Below are 25,092 nucleotides of genomic sequence, written 5' to 3' on the forward strand. Positions count from 1 at the left end.
CATGACGACCGATTCCGCGCTGTCCGCGAAGGCGGCCTCCGCCCGCCCCCGCGGCAAGCGCTCCGCGCTCGCCTCCGCCGGCCTGCACGGCACCCTGGCCGTCGCCGCCGTGATCGCCGTCTTCCCGGTGCTGTGGATCCTGCTGACCTCCCTCAAGCCGGCGAAGCACGCCATCTCCACGGACTTCGTCAAGGAACCGACCCTCGACAACTACCGCTACCTGGTGGAGTCGACCTCCTTCCTCACCTGGTTCGGCAACTCCGTCCTGGTCGCCGGCATCACCACCGTCCTCGGGGTGTTCATCGCCGCCACCACCGGATACGCCGTCAGCCGCTTCAAGTTCCCCGGAATGAAGCCGCTGATGTGGACCCTGCTCATCACGCAGATGTTCCCGATGGCCATCCTCATCGTGCCGCTCTACAACCTCATGGGCGACCTGGGGCTGCTGAACCAGCCGCTCGGCCTGGTGATCACCTACCTCACCATCGCCGTGCCGTTCTGCGCCTGGATGATGAAGGGCTTCTTCGACACCATCCCGGTCGAGATCGACGAATCCGGCCGCGTCGACGGACTCAACCCCTTCGGCACCTTCTGGCGCCTGATCCTGCCGCTCGCCAAGCCCGGCCTCGCCGTCACCGGCTTCTACGCCTTCATCACCGCCTGGGGCGAGGTCGCCTACGCCTCCGCCTTCATGGTCGGCGACGAGCACCTCACGCTGGCCGGCGGCCTGCAGACCTTCGTCACCCAGTACACCTCCAACTGGGGTGCGATGAGCGCCGCTTCCATCCTCATCGCGATCCCCGCGGCGTTCTTCTTCCTCTTCGCCCAGCGTCACCTCGTCGCCGGGATGACGGCGGGCGCGACCAAGGGCTGACCACCCCGCGCCCCGCCCTCGTACCCACCGGCCCGACTCTTCAAGGACGACATGACCCAGCACCTCGCCGCCGAACCCTCCCTGGACGGCCTCCCCACCTCCACCGGCACCCAGCCCGGCTGGTGGAGAGAAGCGGTGATCTACCAGGTCTATCCGCGCAGTTTCGCCGACTCCAACGGGGACGGCATGGGGGACCTCGAAGGCATCCGCAGCCGACTGCCCTACCTCAAGGACCTCGGCGTCGACGCCGTGTGGCTCAGCCCCTTCTACGCCTCCCCGCAGGCCGACGCGGGCTACGACGTCGCCGACTACCGGGCCATCGACCCCATGTTCGGCAGCCTCCACGACGCCGACGCCGTGATCCGCGAAGCCCACGCGCTCGACCTGCGGATCATCGTGGACCTGGTCCCCAACCACTGCTCCGACCAGCACGAATGGTTCAAGCAGGCACTGCGCGAAGGGCCCGGTACGCCGCTGCGCGAACGGTTCCACTTCCGCGCGGGGCGGGGCGCCGACGGCACGCAGCCCCCCAACGACTGGGAGTCCATCTTCGGCGGACCCGCCTGGACCCGGGTCGCCGACGGGGAGTGGTACCTGCACCTCTTCGCCCCCGAGCAGCCCGACTTCAACTGGGAACACCCGGCCGTCCAGGACGAGTTCCGCTCGATCCTGCGCTTCTGGCTCGACCTCGGCGCCGACGGCTTCCGCATCGACGTGGCCCACGGCCTGGTCAAGGCCCCCGGCCTGCCCGACCTCGGCCGCGGCGAACAGCTCAAGCTGCTCGGCAACCAGGTGCTGCCCTTCTTCGACCAGGACGGCGTCCACGAGATCTACCGCTCCTGGCGCCGGGTCCTCGACGAGTACGCCGGCGACCGCATCGGCGTCGCCGAGGCCTGGACCCCCAGCGCAGACCGGACCGCCATGTACCTGCGGCCCGACGAACTGCACCAGGCCTTCAACTTCCACTACCTGAACACCGGTTGGGACGCAGCCGCGCTGCGCGCCACCATCGACGAGTCCCTGGACGCGATGCGCCCGGTGGGCGCGCCGACCACGTGGGTCCTGTCGAACCACGACGTGGTGCGCCACGTCACGCGCTACGGCGGCGGGGCCCGGGGCCTGGCCCGGGCGCGGGCGGCCGCGCTGCTCATGCTGGCGCTGCCCGGATCGGCGTACGTCTACCAGGGCGAGGAACTCGGCCTGCCGGAGGTCGTCGACCTCCCCGACGCCGTCCGCCAGGACCCGGCCTTCGCCCGCGGCGCCGGGCAGGACGGGCTGCGCGACGGCTGCCGCGTGCCGATCCCGTGGTCGGGCACCGAGGCCCCGTACGGCTTCGGCGAGGGTGGCAGCTGGCTGCCGCAGCCCGCCGAGTGGGCGGGCCTGAGCGTGGCCGCGCAGACCGGCGACCCGGCCTCCACCCTGGAGCTCTACCGCGCCGCGCTGCGCCTGCGCCGTACGCACCCGGAGCTGGGCGCGGGCGACGGCGTGGAGTGGCTGGAGGCCCCGGCGGGCGTCCTGGCCTTCCGCCGGGGGGACTTCACCTGCACGGTCAACACCACGGACGAGGCGGTACGGATGCCCGCGCCGGGCACCGTACTGCTGGCGAGCGGGCCCCTGCCCGACCCGTCGGAGCTGCCGGCCGACACGGCGGTGTGGTGGCGGGGATGACCTCCCCGCTGCGGCTGACGGACATCGCCGCGCAGGCCGCGGTCAGCGAGGCGACCGTCAGCCGCGTGCTCAACGGCAAGGCGGGCGTGGCGTCCGGCACCCGGCACAAGGTGCTGGCCGCCATGGACCTGCTGGGCTACGAACGCCCGGTCCGGCTGCGCAGGCGCAGCAACGGCCTGGTGGGTCTCCTCACCCCCGAGCTGACCAACCCCATCTTTCCCGCGTTCGCCCAGGTCATCGAGCAGACCCTCGCGGGCCACGGCTACACCCCGGTGCTGTGCACGCAGACCCCGGGCGGGGCCACCGAGGACGAGCTGGTGGAGCAGCTGGAGGAGCGCGGGGTCACCGGCATCGTGTTCCTGTCCGGCCTGCACGCGGACTCCTCGGCCGACCCGTCCCGCTACCAGCGGCTGGCGGCCCGCGGGGTCCCCTTCGTCCTCATCAACGGCTTCAACGAACAGGTCCAGGCCCCCTTCATCTCCCCGGACGACCGCGCGGCGGCGGACATGGCGGTCCGCCACCTGGAAGACCTGGGCCACCGCAGGATCGGCCTGGCCATCGGGCCGACGCGCTACGTCCCGTCGGCCCGCAAGGAGGCGGGTTTCACCGCCGCCCTCCCCTCCGCGGCGGCCGAAGGCCTCATCCAGCGCACCCTCTTCACGGTCGAGGGCGGCCACGCGGCGGGCGGAGCCCTGCTGGACCGGGGCTGCACGGGCATCGTCTGCGGCAGCGACCCGATGGCGCTGGGCGTCATACGGGCCGCCCGCGAACGGGGCCTGCGCGTGCCGGAGGACGTCTCGGTGGTCGGCTTCGACGACTCCCCGCTGATCGCCTTCACCGACCCTCCGCTGACCACGGTCCGCCAGCCGGTGCGCGCCATGGCCACGGCGGCGGTCGGAGCCCTCCTGGAGGCGGTCGCCGGAACTCCGGTCCAGCGCACGGAGTACGTGTTCCAGCCGGAGCTGGTGGTCCGGGGGTCCACGGGGCAAGGGCCCGGCTAGAGCCAAACCATTCGGAATTACTGAAAGGAAAGATCGAAAACCATCGATGGACGTGAGTGATCGCGGGCTGTGAGAGTTGTCGGTGTCACCCCAACTCCCTTGCACACACAGCTGAAAGGCGTCTCCCACCCATGCGACCTTCCCCCGCCCACCAGCCCGCTTCCGCCGAGTCCGCCTACGCCGCTCCGTACGTCTCCGGTGACCCGTACGCCGACTACCGCGGCACCGACGCCGCCTTCACCCGGCTGACCGACCTCGCCGACCGCCGGCTCGGCGCGGGAGTCGTCGCGGCCAACGACGAGTTCTTCGCGGACCGGGAGAAGCTCCTCTCCCGCACCCCCGCCGTCTTCGACGTCCACGACTACGGGAACAAGGGCAAGGTCATGGACGGCTGGGAGACCCGCCGCCGCCGCGGAGCCGACGCCGCCAACCCCTTCCCTACCGACGCCGACCACGACTGGGCCCTGGTCCGCCTCGGCGCCGCCGGCGTCATCCGCGGCGTCGTCGTGGACACCGCCCACTTCCGGGGCAACTTCCCCCAGCAAGTCAGCATCGAGGCAGCCGCGTTCGACGGCACGCCCTCCGTCGCCGAACTCCAGGAGGACGGCCGCGCCTGGCACGTCATCCTGCCCCGTACCCCCGTCCGCGGCCACGCCGCCAACGCGTTCCCCATCGACTCCGACCGCCGCTGGACCCACCTGCGGATCAACCAGCACCCCGACGGCGGCATCGCCCGCCTCCGCGTCCACGGCGAGGTCGTCCCCGACCCGGAGTGGCTGGGCCTCCTCGGAACCTTCGACGTGGCCTGCGTCGCCAACGGCGGCAGCGTGACGGACGCGTCGGACGGCTTCTACTCCTCGCCGGGCAACACGATCATGCCGGGGCTCTCGCAGAAGCAGGACGACGGCTGGGAGACCCGGCGCCGCCGCGACAAGGGCAACGACTGGATCGAGTACCGGCTCGCCGCGCAGAGCGAGATCCGTGCGGTGGAAGTCGACACGGCGTACCTGAAGGGCAACGCCGCCGGCTGGGTGTCCCTGTCGGTCAAGGACGGCGACGCCGCCGACTGGACCGAGGTGCTGCCCCGGACCGCCCTCCAGCCCGACACCCTGCACCGCCTCCCCCTGACGGTCCCCGCCACGGCCACCCACGCCCGCCTGGACGTCTACCCCGACGGCGGCCTGGCCCGCCTGCGCCTCCACGGCAACCTCACCCAGACCGGCGCGGCCGCCCTGACCGCCCGCGCGACCCGGGCGACGCGCGGGGAGTGAGCGGCGCAGCCGGTGGGCTTGTGCTGCGGGTTGGGCGGTCGCGTTGACATGGTGCGGTGGGAGCCCGGCAGTTCAGTGTCCTTTCGGTGCGGGCCGGTCCCTCAAGGGCGCTCCCTTCGGTCGCGTCGCTACGCGATGGCCTTCGGCCACCCTTGACCGACCGACCCGCCCCGAAACGCCACAAGACTTCCGGGATCCCCCCGGGGAACGGCCGGGAGGGAGGAGGGGGAGGAGCGGCCTCGTCTGAGATGCGCAGCCGTTTTCCGGCCGGAGGTCATCTGGACACGGCCCCGGCAGGACCGTGACCTCAGCCGGAACGGAGGCGCGGGGCGATCAGAGCATCCAGGGCCGGGCCCCTGGAAACCCTTCCCGAGACGTCCGAGTGCCACCCCGAGCGAGAGGTGGATGAGAAGGACCCCAGAGTCGGTGGGCGCGACAGATCGCTACGTACTCCCACTCGGCTCAGCGACTGCGGACCAGCCGTGGCTGGGAAGCTGCTGAGCACGACCGTGGGCCCCTCGGGGCCGGCACCTGCGGGTCAGTAGGTGCTGATGACAATGACCGCAAGGACTCCGAGGACGATCAGGACGTAGAGGATCTGTCGCAGGCGCTCGGTCACCGGTCATGCGCCCGGGTCGGCCGGCACTCCGGATCGGCCCGGTCGTGAGCGTGCTGGTCCGGGCGGGCGCCGGACATCGAATGCCCGGGGATCGTCTCGTAGTCCTCGCTCAGGATCGGCCGGTCGCAGAGGCAACAGAGGCGCGTTGATGGGTGCTCGGAGTCGCCGAGAACTGCCGTCAAGATTCGCGCAATTCTGGCCAGGCCGCGGGCGTGGTTCCAATTCGAGTTTGGTTCGGAAGTCCGTGGGCCGACCGCTGAGGTGTACTCCCATTCCGCGACGGCATTGGAGGCTCGCGGGTCCCACCGGTTCCGGGGAAGGTATTTCACCGCATGGTGGAGTTGATGGCCGCAGGTGATGAGGTCGTCGATGAGCCGTTCCACGCGCTCGGCCGACGGGCGGTGCGGATACGGGCCAAGGGCCTCAGTGATCAGATCCTGGATGTTGCCGCCTGCTTGCGTCGTCACCGTGTACCTCGGTTCGTCAGCGCGTCCTGTGTTCGTAGGTGGATGATTTCGTTGCACGCAGATGGGCGGATAGGCCATCGCATGGCCATCCGCGGCCATATCGCGGCCATGGCCGCGGATAGGCGAGATGACACCGCAGACTGGGGCGATGAGCCACCGAAATGACGCGCTCAGGGCGGCCCGGCTTCGGGTCGGATGGCGCAGCATGGATGCCGCTGCTGCGGCGCTCAGCATCCATGGGCAGCGGTTCCTTGATGACCGCTCGTACGCGGTGTCCGCGCGAACATGGCGGCGCTGGGAAGGCGCCAGCCCGGGGTGGCCGTCGGAAGAGACGGCGACTGTGCTGCACGACGCACTCAGCCGGTGGCCCGAGGACCTTGGCTTCCGAGCACCTGCCGGCTGGATCCGACCTGAAGCCCACCCAGAGGAAGCCGTGAACCGCAGGACGTTCGTATCCGTCACGGCGGCCGCGCTCATGCCCGGTCCCGTCGCCACGCAGTACGTAGACCCGGCCCTCATCGACTACTTCCAGCAACAGCTGGAAGGCCATTACCGCGCCGACATGTTCCTCGGTCCTCACGATCTTGTCGGCACGGTCAGCGCTCAGTTCCAGCTCATCGACAAGCTCGTCCGCAGTGCGAGGGGAGAGACTCGCCGCGGGCTTCTTCGTGTGGGCGCCGCATATGCCGCGCTCGTCGGATGGCTCTACCAGGATGCGGGAGACCTCGGCGCAGCCGCGTTCTGGCGGGGCGTAACGCAGGAGATCGCGGCGCGCGCCCGGGATCCGCACCTCGTCGGGTACTCGCTCGTGAACCTCGCGCAGGTGCGTACCGACCTTGGAGACGGGTACGGCGTTATCGACTTGTGCTCGGCCGTGCTCGATGGCGAACGCGTTGTTCCCAAAGTGCGGGTCATGGCGATGCAGCAGCAGGCCCACGGCGCCAGTCTCACGGGTGATCGGGCCGCAGTCGACCGCCTGATCGACACTGCGGGTGGGCTCATCTCCCGTGTGGACGACGACCTGCCGTGGGGTAATGCCTGCCGGCGTACGCCGGGCTACCTTGAGGTGCAGAGGGCCACCTGCTACGGCCGTCTCGGGCTGGGGCGGGAGGCGGCGTCGTTGTGGTCACAAGTGCTCGACGCGGTTCCTGCGACCGCCCGCAGGGACCGCGGTGTGTATCTCGCCCGACACGCCACGGCGGCCGCCGTGGCCCGGGAGCCGGAACAGGCACTGGAGATCGCTCGAGCGGCAGTGGAGATCGCGACGGAGACGCGGTCCGCTCGGATGTTGCGCGAACTACACAGTCTGGAGAGGGAGATGAGGCCGTGGCACGATGCCCCGGTGGGCCGGGACCTGGTGGAGGTCCTGGCGCCGGTGAACGAGGGGATCTGACATGGGCGTACCGAAGCCGTTGTCCGATGAGGAGATTGCCGAGTACCTGGGCGGGTTGCCGGGATGGGAGCGCAGGGGTGATGAGATCACCCGAACCTACGAGATCCGCTACCACGCGGCCGTCGCTGCGATCGTGACCATCGCGGACCGGTCCCGGCGCATTCAGCACCATGCCGACCTGGACCTCCGCATCGACAGCCTGCGCGCGTCGATCACCACTCATGATGCCGGCCACCGTCTGACCCGCGCTGATTTCGACCTCGCACACCGCATCGACGCCATCGTGGCCGCGCACCAGGCGCTCCCGCTGGACTGATGCGGGACGACTGCCGCGCGCGTTGTGGTCAGTTCGCTTGCCTGTTGAACTGAGTGATCAGAGGGGACAGGTCGGCGAGGCTCTCGACGCGGAACGTCGGTAGCTCGTGGGCCTCGGCGGTGTTCCACTGGATCGTGGCCCACGGGCCCCGGCGGACCAGCGCGGTGTGCATTCCTGCGTGCTTGCCCGGGCGGAGGTCGTTGTCGACGCGGTCGCCGACGTAGAGGATCTCGTCCGGCGCGAAGGGGACGGCCTTGGCCACTCGGACGAAGAACTCGGGGTCGGGTTTGCTGGCGCCCCAGTCGTCCGAAGTCCCGATCAGATCGACGTCGTCGGTGAAGAGGCCGCGGAGCAGACCACCGGCTCGGACGGTCTGGTTCCCGGCAATCCCGAGCCAGAGGCCGTCGGCACGGAGCTGCGCGAATGCGGGCCTTACGTCTGAGTACACGTCGGACTCGTCGAAGTGTTCCGGCTGGCCGGCGGCGGCGCGGGCCTCGCGCTGTTCGGTGAGGTCGAAGCCGGGGCGGAACTCCTGGAACACCTCGCGATAGTCCCGATTCTGCGCCACGACCGCGCCGAACATCGCCGCGAAGGTGTGGCGGGGTACGCCCAACCAGTCGGCCCAGGTGCCGTACTCCCGGGTCTCGTCCACAAGGCACTCGCCGACGTCGAAAACCACAGCGCGAATCGTCATGCGGAGCAGCCTAGCCACGGGTCCGGACGCGCGAGAGTGCCCCTTCCACAGACTGGAGGCCAGGGAAGGGTTGTTGAGATGTGCGGTCAGGAGAGGCTGTACCGCGGGCTCACCCAGCTGGTGCTGATCGTGCTCGCCGCTTGGCAGCGGGTGCCCTCGGGCCAGTGAACGATGTCCGGCCACGGACGGTCGGTAGTCGCTGAGCCGAGTGGGAGTGTGTAGCGATCCATCGCGCCCGACGGCCCTGTGGTTCTTCTCGTCCCCCTTGTGCCCAGCCGTCGCCCGGCCTGCAGCTCGCGCCCCCCACCCCCGACTCCGCCCGGAAACAATTCTGCAATCTCTTGCGCAAGGTCTTGCAGCGCCTCCTCCTGGGACCTACGGTCGCTCCAATCCCCAACTCGGCCGTGACCGGTCCCCACCCGGTCCTGCGCCTCTCCGCCAGGAGGAACACCGCATGCCCACCCGTACCCGCGCCGCCAGAGCCGCCGCCGCGCTGCTGTCCGTGTCCGCCGTCACCGCCGTGGCCGCCCTCGCCGTCGTCGGGGGGCCCGCCGCGCGGGCGCTCGCCGCCGCCCCTGGTGAGAAGGACGTCACCGCCGTCATGTTCGAGTGGCGGTTCGACTCCGTCGGGAAGGCCTGCGGGGAGAGCCTCGGGCCGGCCGGGTACGGCTACGTCCAGGTGTCGCCCCCGCAGGAGCACATCCAGGGGGGCCAGTGGTGGACCTCGTACCAGCCCGTCAGCTACAAGATCGCCGGCCGGCTGGGTGACCGTACGGCCTTCAAGGCCATGGTCGACGCCTGTCACGCGGCCGGTGTGAAGGTCGTCGCCGACTCCGTCATCAACCACATGGCGGCCGGGGACGGGACCGGAACGGGCGGGAGTTCGTACACGAAGTACAACTACCCGGGCGTCTACTCCGGCGGCGACATGGACGACTGCCGGTCCTCGATATCGAACTACAACGACCGCGCGAACGTCCAGAACTGCGAACTCGTCCAGCTCGCCGACCTGGACACGGGCGAGGACTACGTGCGTGGCCGCATCGCCGGCTACCTGAACGACCTGCTCTCCCTCGGTGTAGACGGCTTCCGGATCGACGCCGCCAAGCACATGCCGGCCGCCGACCTCGCCAACATCAAGTCGCGGATGACGAACCCGAACGCCTACTGGAAGCAGGAGGCGATCCACGGGGCCGGTGAGGCCGTCTCCCCCTCCGAGTACCTCGGGAGCGGCGACGTACAGGAGTTCCGCTACGCGCGGGACCTCAAGCGGATCTTCCAGAACGAGAACCTCGCCTACCTGAAGAACTTCGGGGAAGCCTGGGGGTACATGCCCTCCGGGCAGTCCGCCGTCTTCGTCGACAACCACGACACCGAGCGCGGCGGCGACACCCTCAGCTACAAGAACGGCTCCGCGTACACCCTGGCCAGCGTCTTCATGCTGGCGTGGCCCTACGGCTCGCCCGACGTGCACTCCGGCTACGACTGGACCGACCGCGACGCCGGCCCGCCCAACGGCGGCACCGTGAACGCCTGTTACACCGACGGGTGGACGTGCCAGCACGCCTGGCGGGAGATTTCCTCCATGGTCGGCTTCCGTAACTCCGCGCGCGGCCAGGCCGTCACCGACTGGTGGGACAACGGCGCCGACCAGATCGCCTTCGGCCGGGGCGCCAAGGCGTACGTGGCGATCAACCACGAGGGCTCGGCCCTGACCCGGACCTTCCAGACCTCCCTCGCGGGCGGCGACTACTGCGACGTGCAGAGCGGCCGCACGGTGAGCGTGGACTCCGCCGGGCGCTTCACCGCCACCCTCGGGGCCGGGACGGCCGTCGCCCTCCACGTGGGCGCCCGCGGCTGCGGAGCCACCTCCACCCCGACTCCCACCCCCACGGCCACCCCCACCGGCACCCCCACCCCCACGGCCACCCCGACCTCCACCCCCGCCAGCGCCGCCTCCTTCGCCGTGAACGCCACCACCGTCGTCGGCCAGAACATCTACGTCACCGGTGACCGCGCCGAGCTCGGCAGCTGGAACACCGGCGCCGCGCTCAAGCTCGACCCGGCCGCCTACCCCGTCTGGAAGCTCGACGTCGCGCTCCCGCCCGGCACGGTCTTCGCGTACAAGTACGTCCGCAAGGACGCCGCCGGGAACGTCACCTGGGAGAGCGGGGCCAACCGCTCCGCCACCGTCCCCGCCAACGGCAAGGTCACGCTGACCGACACCTGGCGCAACTGACCTCCCGTCCCGCCCCCGTCCCGCACCCGAGGAGATCCGCCTTGATACGCCCCGCCCTCGCCGGCGCCGCCGGAGCGCTCGCCGCCACCCTGGCCGTGACGCTCCTGCCCGCCCTGCCCGCCGCCGCGGCGGACGCCGCCAAGGCGCCACCGGCCCCGCCCTCGGACGCCAGGCTGGCGGCCGAGTCCGCGCGGCACGACCTGACCCGGGAGCAGTTCTACTTCGTGCTCCCGGACCGGTTCGCGAACGGCGACCCGCGCAACGACCGGGGCGGCCTGACCGGTTCCCGGCTCGAGACCGGGCTGGACCCGACGGACAAGGGCTTCTACCAGGGCGGCGACCTCAAGGGGATCGCCGACCGGCTGGACTACATCAAGGGGCTCGGCACCACGGCCATCTGGATGGCGCCGATCTTCAAGAACCAGCCGGTGCAGGGGACGGGCAAGGACGTCTCGGCCGGCTACCACGGGTACTGGATCACCGACTTCACCCAGGTAGACCCGCACTTCGGGACCAACGCCGATCTGGAGCGGCTGATCGACAAGGCGCACAAGAAGGGGATGAAGGTCTTCTTCGACGTCATCACCAACCACACCGCCGACGTCGTCGACTACCGGGAGGCGTCCTACGGATACCTGTCCAAGGGCGCCTTCCCGTACCTGACCAAGGACGGGGTGCCCTTCCAGGACGCCGACTACGCCGCGGGGGAGGGAAAGTTCCCGAAGACCGACACGGACTCGTTCCCCCGGACGCCCTTCGTCCCCGCGGCGAAGAAGAACCTGAAGTCCCCGGCCTGGCTCAACGACCCGACGATGTACCACAACCGGGGCGACTCCACCTTCGCCGGCGAATCCTCCGACCAGGGCGACTTCTTCGGCCTCGACGACCTGTGGACCGAGCGTCCCGAGGTCGTGGAGGGGATGGAGAAGATCTACGAGAAGTGGGTCGAGGAGTTCGACGTCGACGGCTTCCGCATCGACACCGTCAAGCACGTCAACACCGGCTTCTGGACGCAGTGGGCCACCGCCCTCGACGCGTACGCCGCCCGCCACGGGCGCGAGGACTTCTTCATGTTCGGCGAGGTCTACTCCGCCGACACCGCGATCACCTCCCCGTACGTGACCCGGGGCCGGCTGGACGCCACGCTCGACTTCCCGCTCCAGGAGGCGATCCGCTCGTACGCCGCCCAGGGCGCGGAGGCGGGGCGGCTGGCAGCCGTCTTCGGCGACGACTACCGCTACACCACGGACAAGGCGAACGCCTACGAGCAGGTCACCTTCCTCGGCAACCACGACATGGGCCGCTTCGGGACCTTCCTGAAGCAGGACCGGCCGGGGGCGGGGGAGCAGGAGCTCCTGGACCGCTACCGGCTGGCCAACGAGCTGATGTTCCTCTCCCGGGGCAACCCGGTGATCTACTCCGGTGACGAGCAGGGCTTCACCGGCGCGGGCGGGGACAAGGACGCCCGCCAGCCCCTCTTCGCCTCCAAGGCGGCCGACTACCTGGACGACGACCAGCTCGGAACGGTGCGCACACATGCGAGCGATGCTTACGATCCGGAGCACCCGCTCTACAAGCAGATCAGTGCTCTCGCGAAGCTGACGAAGGACCACCCGGCTCTCCGGGACGGCGTCCAGAGCGAACGGTTCGTCGGCGGCGCGGACGGTTCGGCCTACGCCTTCGCCCGCACCGACACCCGCACGCGCACCGAGTACCTGGTCGCGGCCAACAACGCCACCGCCCCCCGCACCATCGAGCTCGACGCCCCGGCCGGAGTCCAGTACGCCGCCCTCTACGGCGGCACGGCCACGCTGATCCGCTCCTCCGCGGCCGGCAAGCTCACCGTCACCCTCCCGGCCCTCGGCTCCGTGGTCCTCCGGGCCGCCACCCCCGCCGCCAAGCCCGCCGCCAAGCCCGCCCTCACCCTCAAGGCCCCGGCCCCCGGCGCCACCGGCACCGTGGAGCTCTCGGCCGAGGTCACCGGCGACCCCCTGGGCCGGGTCGTCTTCGCCGCCCAGACCGGCACGGAGAAGTGGCAGATCCTCGGCTCCGCCGACCACGCCCCGTACAAGGTCACCCAGTTCATCGCCCCGGCCACCGCCGCCGGCACCCCGCTGCGCTACAAGGCCGTGGTGGTCGACTCGACCGGCCGCACCGCGAGCGCCCTCGCCGCCTCCACCACCGGACAGACCCCGCCCGCCGAGGTCCCGACCGCCACCCAGCGCGACTACGCGATCGTCCACTACAACCGCCCCGACGGCGACTACACGAACTGGCGCCTCTTCGCCTGGGGCGACCTCGCCGAGGGCGAGGCTGCTCCCTGGCCCGCCGGCCACGACTTCACCGGCCGCGACGCCTACGGCGCCTTCGCCTACGTCAAGCTGAAGCCCGGCGCGAGCAGCGTCGGTTACCTCGTCATCGACAAGGACGGCACCAAGGACGTCGCCGCCGACCGCACCATCGACGTGACGAAGACCGGCGAGATCTGGCTGGAGCAGGGCAAGGAGCCCGCCCGCACCGACCGCCCCGCCTACCCGCCGCAGGACACGGCCAAGGCCGTCCTGCACTACCAGCGCCCCGACGGCGCCTACGAGGGCTGGGGCCTGCACGTCTGGACCGGAGCGGCGACGCCCACCGACTGGTCCAAGCCGGTCCTCCCCGTCCGCACCGACTCCTACGGAGCCGTCTACGAGGTCCCCCTCGCCGCCGGGGCCACCAGCCTCAGCTACATCCTCCACAAGGGCGACGAGAAGGACCTCCCCTCCGACCAGTCCCTCGACCTGAAGAGCAACGGGCACGAGGTGTGGATGCTCGGCGGCAAGGAGAAGTACCTCCTCCCGCAGCCCGCCGGCAGCGCCGCCGCCCTGGACCTCACCAAGGCCCAGGCCGTCTGGATCGACCGCGACACCGTCGCCTGGAACGCCCCGTCCGCCGCCGCCTCCCTACAGCTCCTCGCCTCCCGCGAAGGCGCCGTCAAGGCCGAGAACGGCACCCTGACCGGCCGGGCCCAGTGGCTCCGGCTGGCCAAGACCGAGCTGAGCGCCGCCCAGAAGCAGAAGTACCCGCACCTGGCCGCGTACGCCGCCTACACGATCGACCCGCGCGACCGCGACCGCGTCCGCGAAGCCCTGCGCGGCCAGCTCGTCGCCAGTGCCCGCGCCGCCAACGGCGCCGTCCTCGCCGCCACCGGGGTCCAGCTCGCCGGGGTCCTCGACGACCTCTACGCGACCACTGCCGGCCTCGGCCCGGTGTTCAAGGACGGCCGCCCCACTCTCTCCGTGTGGGCCCCGACCGCCCAGCAGGTCGCCCTCGAACTCGACGGCGGCCGCACCGTCCCCATGCGCCGCGACGACGCCACCGGCGTCTGGTCGGTGCGCGGCGACCGCGACTGGACCGGCAAGCGCTACCGCTACGCCGTCACCGTCTGGGCCCCGAGCACCGGACAGGTGGTCCGCAACCTCGTCACCGACCCGTACTCCACCGCCCTGACCACGGACTCCGCGTACAGCCTGGCCGTGGACCTCGCCGATCCGAAGCTCGCCCCGGCCGGCTGGCGCGAACTGAAGAAGCCCGCGCCCGTCCCCTTCACCTCCGCGCAGATCCAGGAACTGCACGTCCGCGACTTCTCGGTCGCCGACCGCACCACCACCCACCCCGGCCAGTACCTGGCCTTCACGGACACCGCCTCGGCGGGCATGCGCCACCTGCGCGACCTGGCCGCCGCCGGCACCTCGTACGTCCACCTCCTGCCCGCCTTCGACATCGGCACCATCCCCGAGAAGCCCGGGGACCGCACCGAACCCGCCTGCGACCTGAAGGTCTACGCCCCCGACTCCGAGGAGCAGCAGGCCTGCGTGGCCGCCGCGGCCGCGAAGGACGCGTACAACTGGGGCTACGACCCGCTGCACTACACCGTCCCCGAGGGCTCCTACGCGAGCGACCCGAACGGCACGGCCCGCACGGTGGAGTTCCGCCGCATGGTGCAGTCCCTGAACGGCGCGGGCCTGCGCACGGTCATGGACGTGGTCTACAACCACACGGTGGCCGCCGGCCAGTCCGACAAGTCGGTGCTCGACCGCATCGTCCCCGGCTACTACCAGCGGCTGCTGGCCGACGGCTCCGCCGCCACCTCCACCTGCTGCGCCAACACCGCCCCCGAGAACGCCATGATGGGCCGCCTCGTCGTGGACTCGGTGGTCACCTGGGCCAAGCAGTACAAGGTCGACGGCTTCCGCTTCGACCTCATGGGCCACCACCCGAAGGCCAACATCCTGGCCGTGCGCGCGGCCCTCGACGCGCTGACCCCCGCCAAGGACGGGGTCGACGGCAAGAAGGTCGTCCTCTACGGCGAGGGCTGGAACTTCGGCGAGGTCGCGAACGACGCCCGGTTCGTGCAGGCCACGCAGCAGAACATGGCCGGCACCGGCATCGCCACCTTCTCCGACCGGGCCCGCGACGCGGTCCGCGGCGGCGGCCCCTTCGACGAGGACCCGCGCGTCCAGGGCTTCGCCTCCGGCCTGTTCACCGCGCCCAACGCCTCCCCGGCGAACGGCACCGCGGAGCAGCAGCGCGCCCGGCTCCTCCACGACCAGGACCTGATCAAGGTCGGGCTGACCGGCAACCTCGCCGGGTACGCCTTCACGGACTCCGCCGGCCGTACGGTCAAGGGCTCCGAGGTGGACTACAACGGGGCCCCGGCCGGGTACGCGGCGGCCCCCGGCGACGCCCTCGCGTACGTCGACGCCCACGACAACGAGACGCTCTTCGACGCCCTGGCCTTCAAGCTCCCGGAAGGCACCTCCACCGCCGACCGCTCCCGCGCCCAGGTGCTGGCGATGTCCGTCGCCGCCCTCTCGCAGGGCCCGGCCCTCTCCCAGGCGGGCACCGACCTGCTCCGCTCCAAGTCCCTGGACCGCAACTCCTACGACAGCGGGGACTGGTTCAACGCCATCCACTGGGACTGCGCGGACGGCAACGGCTTCGGCCGCGGCCTGCCCCCGGCGGCCGACAACCGTCCGAAGTGGACCTACGCGAAGCCCCTGCTGGCAGCGCCCGCACCCGGCTGCGCGGAGATCGGCGGCGCCTCGTCCGCGTACCGGGACCTGCTGAAGATCCGTACGACGGAACCGGCCTTCGCCCTCACCACCGCCGACGCGGTCCAGGCGAAGCTGGCCTTCCCCCTCTCGGGGCCCGAGGAGACCCCGGGTGTGATCACGATGGCCCTGGGCGACCTGGTGGTGGTGTTCAACGCCGCCCCCACCGCGCTGACCCAGCGGGTCCCGGCGCTCGCGGGCACGGCGTACGCCCTGCACCCGGTCCAGGCCTCCGGCGCGGACCCGGTGGTCCGGCGGGCGGCGTACGACGAGGCGAAGGGGGAGTTCGCCGTCCCGGCCCGCACGGCGGCGGTCTTCAAGCGGGGGTGACGACCCGGGGGCGGGTCAGGCGGGGTTGACCAGAGTGAGCTGGTCCAGCCGCTTCTCCAGCAGGATCACCCCGTACACCCGCCCGTCCTTGCCCTCCTTGTGGGGGAACTCCCCGACCACCCGGTAGCCCGCGGACTGGTAGTACGCGAGCAGCCGGGGGTTGGTGGAGACGCAGTCCAGCCGCGCCCGTTCGCGGCCGGTCCTGGCGATGCGCCGCTCGAAGTGTTCGAGTAGCCGCCGGCCGGCCCCGGCGGGCGCGGCTTCGCGTTGGACCATGAGGCGGTGCACGTAGCCGGCCACGGGCGGCTGGATGCCCCAGGCCTCCTCGTCGGACCACCACAGCTCGTACGCCCCGACGGCGTGCCCGTTGCCGTCCGAGGCGAGCCACACCTCGCCCTCGCGCATGATCGCCCGGAAGTGCGCGGGGTCCTTCTCCCCGGGCTTCCACTGCTCGATCCCGTGCGCGGCCATCCAGCGTGCGGCCTGGTCGTACAGCGCCACCAGCGTGCCGGCGTCCTTCTCCTCGGCCTGCCGGAACACGATCCCGTCGTCAATGATCACGCGGGCATTATTGCGCTATTCGATCAAGAGCCGCTGATCAACGCGGACCGGGCACCGAGGGGACGGATCCCGAGGGGCCGGACCCCGTGGGGACGAGGGCCACCAGCCGCCCCACCAGCTCCCCGAACGGTCCGTCGGCCGGCTCGTCCACGAGGATCCGTACGAGGATCCCCGCCATCTCCTTGTCGTAGGCGGCGCTCACCGCGGCCAGCGCCGCGAAATCGTGCACCAGCTGCAACTCCAGCTCGGCGCGCGGGATCCGCCGGCCGTCCAGCCAGATCAGCGCCGTCGACTCGGCCAGCGACACCCACGAGCGCACCACGAGTTCCAGCCGCGCGGGCGGAGCCTGCCGGTCGACGCCCAGGTGCGAGAGGATCTGCTCGTACGCCGCCTGGCGGACCTCGTCGATCATCGCGTTGGCCCGGCTGCTGCCGACCGCCGGACCGCCCCGCATCAGCGCCGAGAATCCGGGCCCGTGCTCGTCGACGAAGGCGAAGAACCGCCCCATGACCCGGAGCAACCGCGCCCCGAGCGGCCCCTCCTGGGGCTCCACGAACCGCAGCGCGAGCTCGTCGGCCGCCCGCCGCAGCGCGGCCTCGTAGAGGCTCAGCTTGCCGGGAAAGTAGTGGTAGACCAGCGGCCGCGATATCCCCGCGGCCGCCGCGATCTCGTCGATGGACACATCGTCGGGCGACCGGTGGCTGAACAGCTCCAGCGCCACCCCGATCAGCTGCTGTCGCCGCTCCTCGACACCCATCCTGCGCCGCACCCCGGTTGTCATGCGGACACCCTACTGCGCCCCTCCGCGGGGGCCCCCTACAGGTCGAGGACCAGGCGGTCCGAGGCCGCGCGGGACACGCACAGCAGCATGGAGTCCTCGCGTTCGCCGTCCGTGAGGAGGGTGTCACGGTGGTCGATGTCCCCGGCCAGCACCCGGTGTTGGCAGGTGCCGCAGAAGCCCTGCTCGCAGGAGTACGGGGTGTTGGGGAGCTCCCGGCGCACGGCGGTCAGGGCGGATTCCGTCGCCGCCACCTCCACGACCCGGCCCGAGCGGTGCAGTTCCACGGTGAAGGGCTTCGCGTCCCCGCCCGCGGCCGCCGGAGCGAACCGCTCCAGGTGGACCGGGACGCCCGCGGGCGCGGCCGCCTCGACCGCCGCCATCAGCGGGGCCGGGCCGCAGCAGTACACCAGGGTGTCCGGGCCGAGCGAGGCGCCGAGCGCGCCCAGGTCGGGGAGGCCCGCCTCGTCCTCGGGGACGACCGTGACCCGGTCCCCGTACCGGGCGAGTTCGGCCAGGAAGGGCATCGAGGCCCGCGAGCGGCCCCCGTAGAGCAGGGTCCAGTCCGCGCCCGCCGCCGTGGCCGCCCGGAGCATCGGGAGGATGGGGGTGATGCCGATCCCGCCCGCGACGAACGCGTACGACGGGGCCGGGACCAGCGGGAAGCGGTTGCGCGGCGGGCGGACCGGGAGCTCCGCCCCCTCCACCAGCTGGGCGTGCGCCTCGCGCGAGCCGCCGCGGCCGTCCGGTACGAGCCGGACCGCGATCGTGAGGCGGCCCCGGTCGGCGGGGTCGCCGCACAGGGAGTACTGGCGCACCAGTCCGGAGGGGAGCTGCACGTCCAGGTGTGCGCCCGGGGCCCACTCCGGGAGTTCCGCCGATTCCAGCGTCAGGGACAGCACCCCCTGCGCGGGCTCGGTGCGGGAGACGATCAGCGCCGGGATCCACCGGCGCGGCGAGTACCCCGAGACCGGGGTCTCCAGCGCGGGCAGCGGCCAGAGCGGCGAGCCGGAGTCGATGCGCCGGCCGATCGCCCGCTTCGCCAGCCAGGCGGCGCCCGCGAGCGCGGTCACCGTGAGGGCGCGCCTCATCGGCGGCCACCGCCGTTCGCGGTGCCGTTCGCGCTGGCGTTCGCGCCGCCGGGGAGACCGCCGTTGGCGCCGGGGGAGGAGGCCAGGTAGGCGACGGCCTGCGCCGTGGAGCCCTCCTGCGAGGGGTGGTAGGTGCGCGAGAGGTACGTCGGTATCGACCTCAGCATCGCGCCCGTGGACGGCAGGGTCCCCTTGCGGCCCGAGCGGTAGAACTGGCCCACCGAGGCCTTGGACCCGGGCGGGAGGCCGGGATCGTGCTCCATGAAGTAGCGCGATCCGCGCTGCCACAGGAAGACCAGCGCCGTGAAGGCCGTGGCCCAGGTGCGCGCCCGGCGGCGGTAGTTGCCGTCCAGGTGCATGAACAGGTCGAAGGCCACCGACCGGTGCTCGACCTCCTCCGCCCCGTGCCAGCGCAGCAGGTCCAGCATCACCGGGTCCGCGCCGCGCCGGTCCAGCTCCTCGGCGTTGAGCACCCAGTTGCCCAGGAAGGCCGTGTAGTGCTCGATCGCGGCGATCATCGCCACGCGCTCCATCAGCCACCACTTGCGGGGCGCGCCCGGCGGCAGCGTCCGGTCGCCGAGCAGCTTCTCGAAGAGCCAGTCGATCTGCGCCGTGTAGGGCGTCGGGTCCAGGCCCAGCCGCTTGAGGTGGGGGAGGACGTCGTCGTGCGCGCTCGCGTGCATGGCCTCCTGGCCGATGAACCCGACGACGTCCTCGCGCAGCCGCTCGTCCGTGATGTACGGGAGCACCTGCTTGTAGACGTGCACGAACCAGCGCTCGCCCGCCGGGAGCAGCAGGTGCAGCACGTTGATGGTGTGGTTCGCGAAGGGGTCGCCGGGCAGCCAGTGGAGCGGGGTGTCCTCCCAGGAGAAGGACACGTTGCGGGCCTTCAGCTCTATGTGTTCCGACGCCACGGGGGCGGGCGACGCGGGCGGCGTATTAGACATGGCGTCAATGTACTGATGGGTAGAGGGGAGGGAAACCCCTCTACCGCCACTTCCTTCGGGCCCCGGCCGGACCGGGCCCGGCCGGGAGGGGCCGGGCCGGGACTACCTCAACACCCCCGCCTTCGAACCGTCCGTGAGCTTGCCCGTCAGTTCCACCTGCGCGCCCGCCGGAGCCTTCACCGCCAGCCGGTTGCCCACCGCGACCCCGCTCACCTGGCCGCCGCCCACGGTCAGCGAGGAGAACTGCGCACTGCCCGCCGCCAGGACGTACCACTGCCCGGCCTTCGACTTCCACAGCACCCCGGCCAGCACCCGCGGCTCCCGCGGCCCGCACGCCGGCGAGCCCTCCGCCTTCGCCGCCTGGGCCGCCAGCGGGGCGCCCGGGGCCAGGAACTGTGCCTGCACCCGGTCCGCCGTGCCCTGCCAGGTCTCCGCCCGGGTGCACAGCCAGGTCGCCGTGCCGTCGCCCTCCGGCAGCGGCTGCTTCGCGTACGTCCACGCGTTGACCGTGCGCACCCCGTGCGAGCGCACCGAGGGCAGCAGGCACGCGATCCGCGACCAGTCGCCCAGCTCCGCGCCCTCCGTCACGTTCCGCTCGGCGCCCGGCGCCCCCGAGGTCAGCCGGGCCGGCGTCAGTTCGCCCAGGTCGGTGAAGAGCCGGGTCGCGCCGTCACCGGTCACCGCGAGCGCGTTCCAGCTCGTACAGGTGCCCTCCGGGGCGGGGCTCGGCACCGGCGGGGTGACCCCGTCCGCCGTCAGCTCCAGTCCCGTCGGGGCGTCCCCCGGCTTCAGCAGGTCCCGCTGGGTCGCGGCCGTCACCCAGGGGGCCGTCAGGTAGCGGACGTTGCCGTCGACCCGGCTGAGCACCAGGGCCGCCGCCGTGTCCGCCGAGGCGCCGTCGGTCCGGGCGAAGTCGAGGGCGGCGATCTCGGTGCCGGAGCGCGGTTCGGCGTACCGGGCCACGCGCAGGCCGTCGTAGAGCAGGACCACGACGGCCTGGTCGACGGTCCCGGCGAACAGCAGCTGCGGGGGCCCCATCGGCGGTCCGGACGGGGTGCCGGGGGTGGCCGAGACCACGACCGTGCGGCCCGGCCGGGCCCAGACGGCCAGCGCCCGCCGCAGCAGCGCGGCATCGTCCACGCGGTCGCCGCGCGCGGGCCAGCCGGAGTAGCCGGTACGGGAGGACGTGCGCCAGACCGTGGGCGCGACCCGGACCAGCTGCCCGGGGTCCAGGGCCTGCTCCGCCGCGGCGTTCCTCGCGTAGAGCGGGGCGGCGGCCCCCTCGGCCCCCCATCCGCCGCCGGGCAGCGAGAGCAGCACCCCGCCCACGGCCAGCGCGATCCCGGCGGCGATCCCGGCCCGCACCAGCCGTCGGCGGCGCAGCAGGTCGGTGGGCCGGGCCTGGAGCACGCAGGGGTCGAACTCGGGTGAGGCGAACAGCTCGTCGGTCGACGGATCCCCGGACTCCGCGACGGCGGCGGCCGGGTTGACCACCCCCGCCTCGGCCAGCACCCGCAGCACCTCCGGCTCGGGCAGCCGCTCCAGCGCCCGCAGGACGCACGCGGCCCGGCCCGGCCCGTCGAGGGTGGCCAGCCACTGGTCGAGCGCCAGCTCCTCGGCCCCGCCCGAGCGCGGGAACAGCCGCAGCCCCCACACCTGGGGGAGCACCGGCGGCAGTTGGGCCCGCCGGGGCAGCGCGCGGAACGTCAGCGGGATCCCCGCCTCCAGCGCGGCCCGCAGCACGCGCAGCCGTACGTACGCGTACCCGGACTCGGGACCCGCCCCGCCCCGCTGTCCCGGCACCCCGCCCTGCACCGCCGCCTGCGCGGCGGCAGCCCCGTCCCGCCGCCCGCGCGGCAGGGCGCGCTGGGCCAGCGAGTGGGCGGTGAGCACCCGGCGGTTCCGGCCGAGGGCGGGCGGCAGCACCAGATAGGCCAGCCGGACCAGCCGGGGATAGTGCTCGACGATGGCGGCCTCGGCCTGCTCGACATCGGGGGAGAGGGGGCGGGTGGCGGTATCCGGCGCAGTCACGTTCAGCAGAACGAGCGAATGGTCGGATGGTCACCGGGTCCCAGCGCGCGTGTTCGGACCAGATCCGGCCGGGGGACGCGCCGGGGGCTCGCCGGGCGGTCACCGGGGGCCCGCCGGGGGACTCAGACGGTCAGGCGGGCCCGCAGCGCCTCGACCGTCTCGTCGGAGACGCCGAGGCCCTCGCGCACGTACTTCTCCATCGAGCCGTAGCGCGTGTTCACCTCGTCCAGCGCGGCCTCCAGGTAGGAGGGGAAGACGCCGATCAGCGCCAGCGCGATGTCCGGGTCGCCGCCGGCCGCCGTGAAGCCCTCGATCATCGGGGCGAAGGCGATCCGCACCGCCGGATTGACCGACAGGTACTCGCTCATCACCGTCTCGTCGTCCGCGCCGAGCAGCGACAGGATCACGGTCGCGCCCCAGCCCGTGCGGTCCTTGCCCGCCGTGCAGTGGAAGAGCAGCGGCCCCGACTGCGGGTCGGCGAGCTCGGTGAGCAGCAGCCGGTACGCGGACTGCGCGGAGGCGGAGCTGACCAGGGAGCGGTAGAGGCTGGTGAACAGGGCCTGCGCCTTGCCGCCGCCCAGGTGCTCCTCCGCGATCACCGGGTCGGACAGGAGCTCCTTGAGCTGGGCGGCGGGAATCTTCCCGGGGCCGCCGTCGCCCCCGGTGTCGGCCGCCAGCTTGTCCGCCAGGGCGTCGGCTATGAGCAGCCGGGCGCCGGCCGGCACCTGGTCGGGGTGTGCGCCGCGCTCCACGTCGGTACGGAAGTCGATGACGGTGCCGATGCCCAGCGCGGCCACCGCCGGGTCCGCGTCGAGGTCGAGCCGGTCGAGCTGGCCGGAGCGCAGCACGAGACCCGGGCGGACGGTGCGGCCCCCGGCGAGCGGGGTGCCGCCGAGGTCCCGGAGGTTGGCGACGGTCTTGGCGGGAGTGGCGGTCATCGTGGCGGCTCCAACGTGATCAGAGAGACATGAGAAGCGTGATCGGAGAATCGAATGATCGGAGAAACGGGATGGCTCGGGGCGAAGCGCGCTGGGTGACGCGTGTCATCCATATGATTTTCGGAGATTTCGCTCCGGAAAGGTAATCGGCGGCCGGCGCGACGCCGAGCCCGAGCCCGCGCCCGAGCTCCAGGGCCACCAGGTGCCCGGCATCGGTGAAGGTCCGCCCCCGCCGCTGCTCCACCAGCGAGCCGGACCGTGCCCGTGTACACCGCGCTCGGCGGGGCCGTCAAGGGCAGGGGGCTCATCGCACCATGATCGGCCACGGGGGTGCCGTCCGGCGAGGCGGGGAACCGTGCAAATATTCGCTGGTCATGTCACACAGCCCCGCGCCGATGCGCGCCACGCGGGCCGCGCTCTTCGCGGCGGTGGCCGTCGCACTGGGTGCGGCGGGGCATTCGTACATGTCCGGTACGGACCTTCCCGCCCTGGGTCTTCTGTCCGCATTCGGGCTGACCGGTGCTCTCGCCTGGCTCTCCGCCGGGCGCCGGCGCGGACCGCTCCCCATCGCCGCCGCACTGCTCGCCGTACAGGCGGTCCTGCACCTCGTCTTCTCCGCCTCGGCCCCGGCGGGCGGCGGACACCAGGCGGGCATGGACATGGGTACGGGTACGGGTACGGGCAGCGGGGCGGATGCCATGCCCGGCATGCACGGCGCGCCCTCCATGGACGGCATGCACGGCATGGACGCCATGAGCGGGATGGCCGGCATGGGGGACATGGCCGCGGGCCACGCCCACGACGGGCTCGGCATGATCGCCGCGCACGCACTCGCCGGGCTGTTCTGCGCGCTCTGGCTGGCCTGGGGCGAGGCCGCCGTCTTCCGGCTCGCCGCCGCCCTCGCGGCCGGGGCGCTGCTCGCCGCCCGGCCGCTCTCCCGGGTCCTCGCCCTGCTCCGGGCGCGCGTGCTCCCCGTACCGCCGGCGCGGTCGCCGCGGCCCACCGGGTACCCGCGGCCGCGGACCCTGCGCGGGGCCGTGCACGCGCACACCGCCGAGCGGCGCGGGCCGCCCGCGCGCGCCCGGATCCGTATCACGGCCCCCGGCCGTCCTGCCCGCGCCTGACCTGACGGCGCACCCTCCCGGGGCCTGTCGTCAAAGTGCCGTCTGCCTCCGGGCGACGACGGCACTTTGACGACAGGCCCCGGTGAGGAGCGGGCGAGACCTGGGGCCGCTCACCCATGTCTTCGCCAATACCTAGGACACCCATGTCTCTCGACGAGGTCGGGCAACTCCGCGCAGCGGACCCAGACGCACCCGAATCCGCTGCCGCCGAGTCCGCCCCCACCCGCAAGCCCGGTACCTGGGCCGCCCTGCGGCCGCTGCTGCTGCGCCTGCACTTCTACGCCGGGGTGCTCATCGCCCCGCTCCTGCTCGTCGCCGCCACCACCGGGCTGCTCTACGCCGGTTCCTGGCAGGCCGAGAAGATCCTCTACGCCGACCAGCTGACGGTCGACCGGGGCGGCGCGAGCGCGCAGCCGCTCGGTGCCCAGGTCGCCGCGGCCGAGAACGCCGCCCCCCAGGGCACGGTGACGGCCGTCTGGCCCGCGCCGGAGGCCGATGCCACCACCCGGGTGATCATGGAGAGCCCGGGACTCGCCGAGGGCGAGACCCTCACCGTGTTCGTCGATCCGTATACGGCCGAGGTCCGCGGAAAGCTCACCACCGTCGGTGACGCGCTGCCCCTGCGGGCCTGGCTGAGCGAGTTCCACGCCAGCCTCCACCTGGGGGAGTTCGGCCGGAACTACAGCGAGCTCGCCGCGAGCTGGCTGTGGGTGGTCGCGCTCGGCGGGCTCGCGCTGTGGAGCGGCCGCAAGCGGGCCCGTAAGGCCGGCCGTGCCGCGCTCGTCCTGCCCGACCGCACGGCGACCGGCCGCCGCAAGACCCTGTCCTGGCACGGCTCCGTCGGCGTCTGGATCGTGGTCGGCCTCGTCGGCCTCTCCGTCACCGGCCTGACCTGGTCGCGGTACGCCGGGGAGAACATCGAGGTGCTCAAGGACGGACTCGGCGGGACCACCCCGGCCGTGGCCGCCAAACTTCCCGGCGCCCCGGCCGCCGACGCGGGCGGCGAGCACGCCGGGCACGGCGCGGCCGGCGGCGACCAGGCGGCGGCGCCCGCCCCGTCGGCGCCGGTGGATGCCATCGGCATAGACGGAGCGGTGGCGGCGGCCCGGTCCGCCGGGGTCACCGAGTCGCTGCGGATCACCCTGCCCGCCGAGGGCAAGGGGTACGTGGTCAAGGAGCAGGACAAGCAGGTGCCGGTGCACCTGGACGCGGTCGCCGTGGACCCCGCCGACGGCCGGGTCATGGACGAACTCCGCTTCGCCGACCACCCGCTGCTCGCCCAGCTCACCCGCTTCGGCATCGACCTGCACATGGGCCTGACCTTCGGGCTCGCCAACCAGCTGGCCCTGGCCGCGCTGGCGGTCCTGGTGATGTGCATGGTCATCTGGGGCTACCGCATGTGGTGGCTGCGCCGCCCGACCAAGGAGCGCACGCTCTCGGCCGGCCGCCCCCAGCCGCGCGGGGCCTGGCGGAAGCTGCCGGTGACCGTGCTGCTCCCGCTGGCCGCGGCGACGGCCGTGGTCGGCTGGTTCGTCCCGATGCTGGGCATCAGCCTGCTGGTGTTCCTGGCGGGGGACCTGGTGCTGGGCTTCGTCGCGTCGAGGCGCGGGGCCGGGGCCGGGGCCGGCGCCTAGAGCGTGCTCCGGGGGGCGGGGTT

18 protein-coding genes are annotated in these 25,092 nt (G+C 72.3%); 10 read left to right on the forward strand and 8 right to left on the reverse strand.

Features of this window, described 5'->3' with window-relative positions:
* Position 1: 1 nt before the first annotated feature.
* From OG730_RS29340 to alc, 4 genes are all read left to right on the forward strand, one after another.
* Entirely contained in the window at positions 2 to 874 is an 873-nt protein-coding gene (locus OG730_RS29340; protein WP_327307048.1) for a sugar ABC transporter permease, read from the forward strand.
* A 51-nt stretch (positions 875 to 925) separates the two neighbouring features.
* Positions 926 to 2,542: a glycoside hydrolase family 13 protein gene (locus tag OG730_RS29345; RefSeq protein ID WP_327307049.1), complete on the forward strand. Its 1,617-nt coding sequence runs from the start codon at positions 926 to 928 to the stop codon at positions 2,540 to 2,542.
* Positions 2,539 to 3,543, forward strand: coding sequence for a LacI family DNA-binding transcriptional regulator (locus OG730_RS29350; RefSeq protein WP_327307050.1), 1,005 nt, complete (start codon positions 2,539 to 2,541; stop codon positions 3,541 to 3,543). The genes OG730_RS29345 and OG730_RS29350 overlap by 4 nt, the downstream gene beginning before the upstream one ends.
* Positions 3,544 to 3,674: 131 nt before the next feature.
* A complete protein-coding gene (gene alc / locus OG730_RS29355) occupies positions 3,675 to 4,814 on the forward strand; it encodes an allantoicase (RefSeq protein ID WP_327307051.1) in 1,140 nt (379 codons plus the stop codon).
* A 615-nt stretch (positions 4,815 to 5,429) separates the two neighbouring features.
* Here the strand turns inward: alc and OG730_RS29360 are convergent.
* Positions 5,430 to 5,900, reverse strand: coding sequence for a DUF6415 family natural product biosynthesis protein (locus tag OG730_RS29360; protein ID WP_327307052.1), 471 nt, complete (start codon positions 5,898 to 5,900; stop codon positions 5,430 to 5,432).
* 148 nt (positions 5,901 to 6,048) lie between these two features.
* On the opposite strand from OG730_RS29360, the gene OG730_RS29365 reads away from it, so the two are divergent.
* Positions 6,049 to 7,293 (forward strand): NsdA family TPR-like regulatory protein, encoded by a 1,245-nt coding sequence (locus OG730_RS29365; protein WP_327307053.1) that lies wholly within the window; start codon positions 6,049 to 6,051, stop codon positions 7,291 to 7,293.
* A gap of 1 nt (position 7,294) precedes the next feature.
* Positions 7,295 to 7,609, forward strand: a complete 315-nt coding sequence (locus OG730_RS29370; RefSeq protein ID WP_327307054.1) for a 4a-hydroxytetrahydrobiopterin dehydratase — start codon at positions 7,295 to 7,297, stop codon at positions 7,607 to 7,609.
* 28 nt (positions 7,610 to 7,637) lie between these two features.
* Here OG730_RS29370 and OG730_RS29375 read toward each other — a convergent pair whose 3' ends face one another.
* Positions 7,638 to 8,303: an HAD family hydrolase gene (locus OG730_RS29375; RefSeq protein ID WP_327307055.1), complete on the reverse strand. Its 666-nt coding sequence runs from the start codon at positions 8,301 to 8,303 to the stop codon at positions 7,638 to 7,640.
* 454 nt (positions 8,304 to 8,757) lie between these two features.
* Here OG730_RS29375 and OG730_RS29380 point away from each other — a divergent pair, with 454 nt between their 5' ends.
* Both OG730_RS29380 and pulA read left to right on the forward strand, forming a co-directional pair.
* Positions 8,758 to 10,542 carry a carbohydrate-binding module family 20 domain-containing protein gene (locus OG730_RS29380; protein ID WP_327307056.1) on the forward strand — a complete coding sequence of 595 codons (1,785 nt, stop codon included), beginning with the start codon at positions 8,758 to 8,760 and terminating at the stop codon, positions 10,540 to 10,542.
* Positions 10,543 to 10,583: 41 nt separating this feature from the next.
* A complete protein-coding gene (gene pulA / locus OG730_RS29385) occupies positions 10,584 to 15,965 on the forward strand; it encodes a pullulanase-type alpha-1,6-glucosidase (protein WP_442815046.1) in 5,382 nt (1,793 codons plus the stop codon).
* 15 nt (positions 15,966 to 15,980) lie between these two features.
* Here pulA and OG730_RS29390 read toward each other — a convergent pair whose 3' ends face one another.
* The 6 genes from OG730_RS29390 to OG730_RS29415 all read right to left on the reverse strand — a co-directional run bounded on the left by OG730_RS29390 (position 15,981) and on the right by OG730_RS29415 (position 22,311).
* A complete protein-coding gene (locus OG730_RS29390; RefSeq protein WP_327307057.1) occupies positions 15,981 to 16,526 on the reverse strand; it encodes a GNAT family N-acetyltransferase in 546 nt (181 codons plus the stop codon).
* A 37-nt stretch (positions 16,527 to 16,563) separates the two neighbouring features.
* Entirely contained in the window at positions 16,564 to 17,307 is a 744-nt protein-coding gene (locus tag OG730_RS29395; protein WP_327307058.1) for a TetR/AcrR family transcriptional regulator, read from the reverse strand.
* Between the two features lie 35 nt (positions 17,308 to 17,342).
* Positions 17,343 to 18,395, reverse strand: a complete 1,053-nt coding sequence (locus tag OG730_RS29400; RefSeq protein WP_327307059.1) for a PDR/VanB family oxidoreductase — start codon at positions 18,393 to 18,395, stop codon at positions 17,343 to 17,345.
* A complete protein-coding gene (locus OG730_RS29405) occupies positions 18,392 to 19,342 on the reverse strand; it encodes a metal-dependent hydrolase (protein ID WP_327307060.1) in 951 nt (316 codons plus the stop codon). Before OG730_RS29405 ends, OG730_RS29400 begins: the two co-directional genes overlap by 4 nt.
* Positions 19,343 to 19,444: 102 nt before the next feature.
* Positions 19,445 to 21,373 (reverse strand): hypothetical protein, encoded by a 1,929-nt coding sequence (locus OG730_RS29410; protein ID WP_442815047.1) that lies wholly within the window; start codon positions 21,371 to 21,373, stop codon positions 19,445 to 19,447.
* Positions 21,374 to 21,495: 122 nt separating this feature from the next.
* The gene (locus tag OG730_RS29415; protein WP_327307061.1) at positions 21,496 to 22,311 is read right to left on the reverse strand and encodes a tyrosine-protein phosphatase; all 816 of its coding nucleotides are present in this window, start codon (positions 22,309 to 22,311) and stop codon (positions 21,496 to 21,498) included.
* 374 nt (positions 22,312 to 22,685) lie between these two features.
* Here OG730_RS29415 and OG730_RS29420 point away from each other — a divergent pair, with 374 nt between their 5' ends.
* On the forward strand, positions 22,686 to 23,435 hold the full coding sequence (locus tag OG730_RS29420) for a hypothetical protein (protein ID WP_327307062.1): 750 nt from the start codon (positions 22,686 to 22,688) through the stop codon (positions 23,433 to 23,435).
* A gap of 143 nt (positions 23,436 to 23,578) precedes the next feature.
* A complete protein-coding gene (locus OG730_RS29425; RefSeq protein ID WP_327307063.1) occupies positions 23,579 to 25,069 on the forward strand; it encodes a PepSY-associated TM helix domain-containing protein in 1,491 nt (496 codons plus the stop codon).
* The last annotated feature ends 23 nt before the right edge of the window (positions 25,070 to 25,092 follow it).

This window comes from Streptomyces sp. NBC_01298 (assembly GCF_035978755.1).
GTDB lineage: Bacteria > Actinomycetota > Actinomycetes > Streptomycetales > Streptomycetaceae > Streptomyces.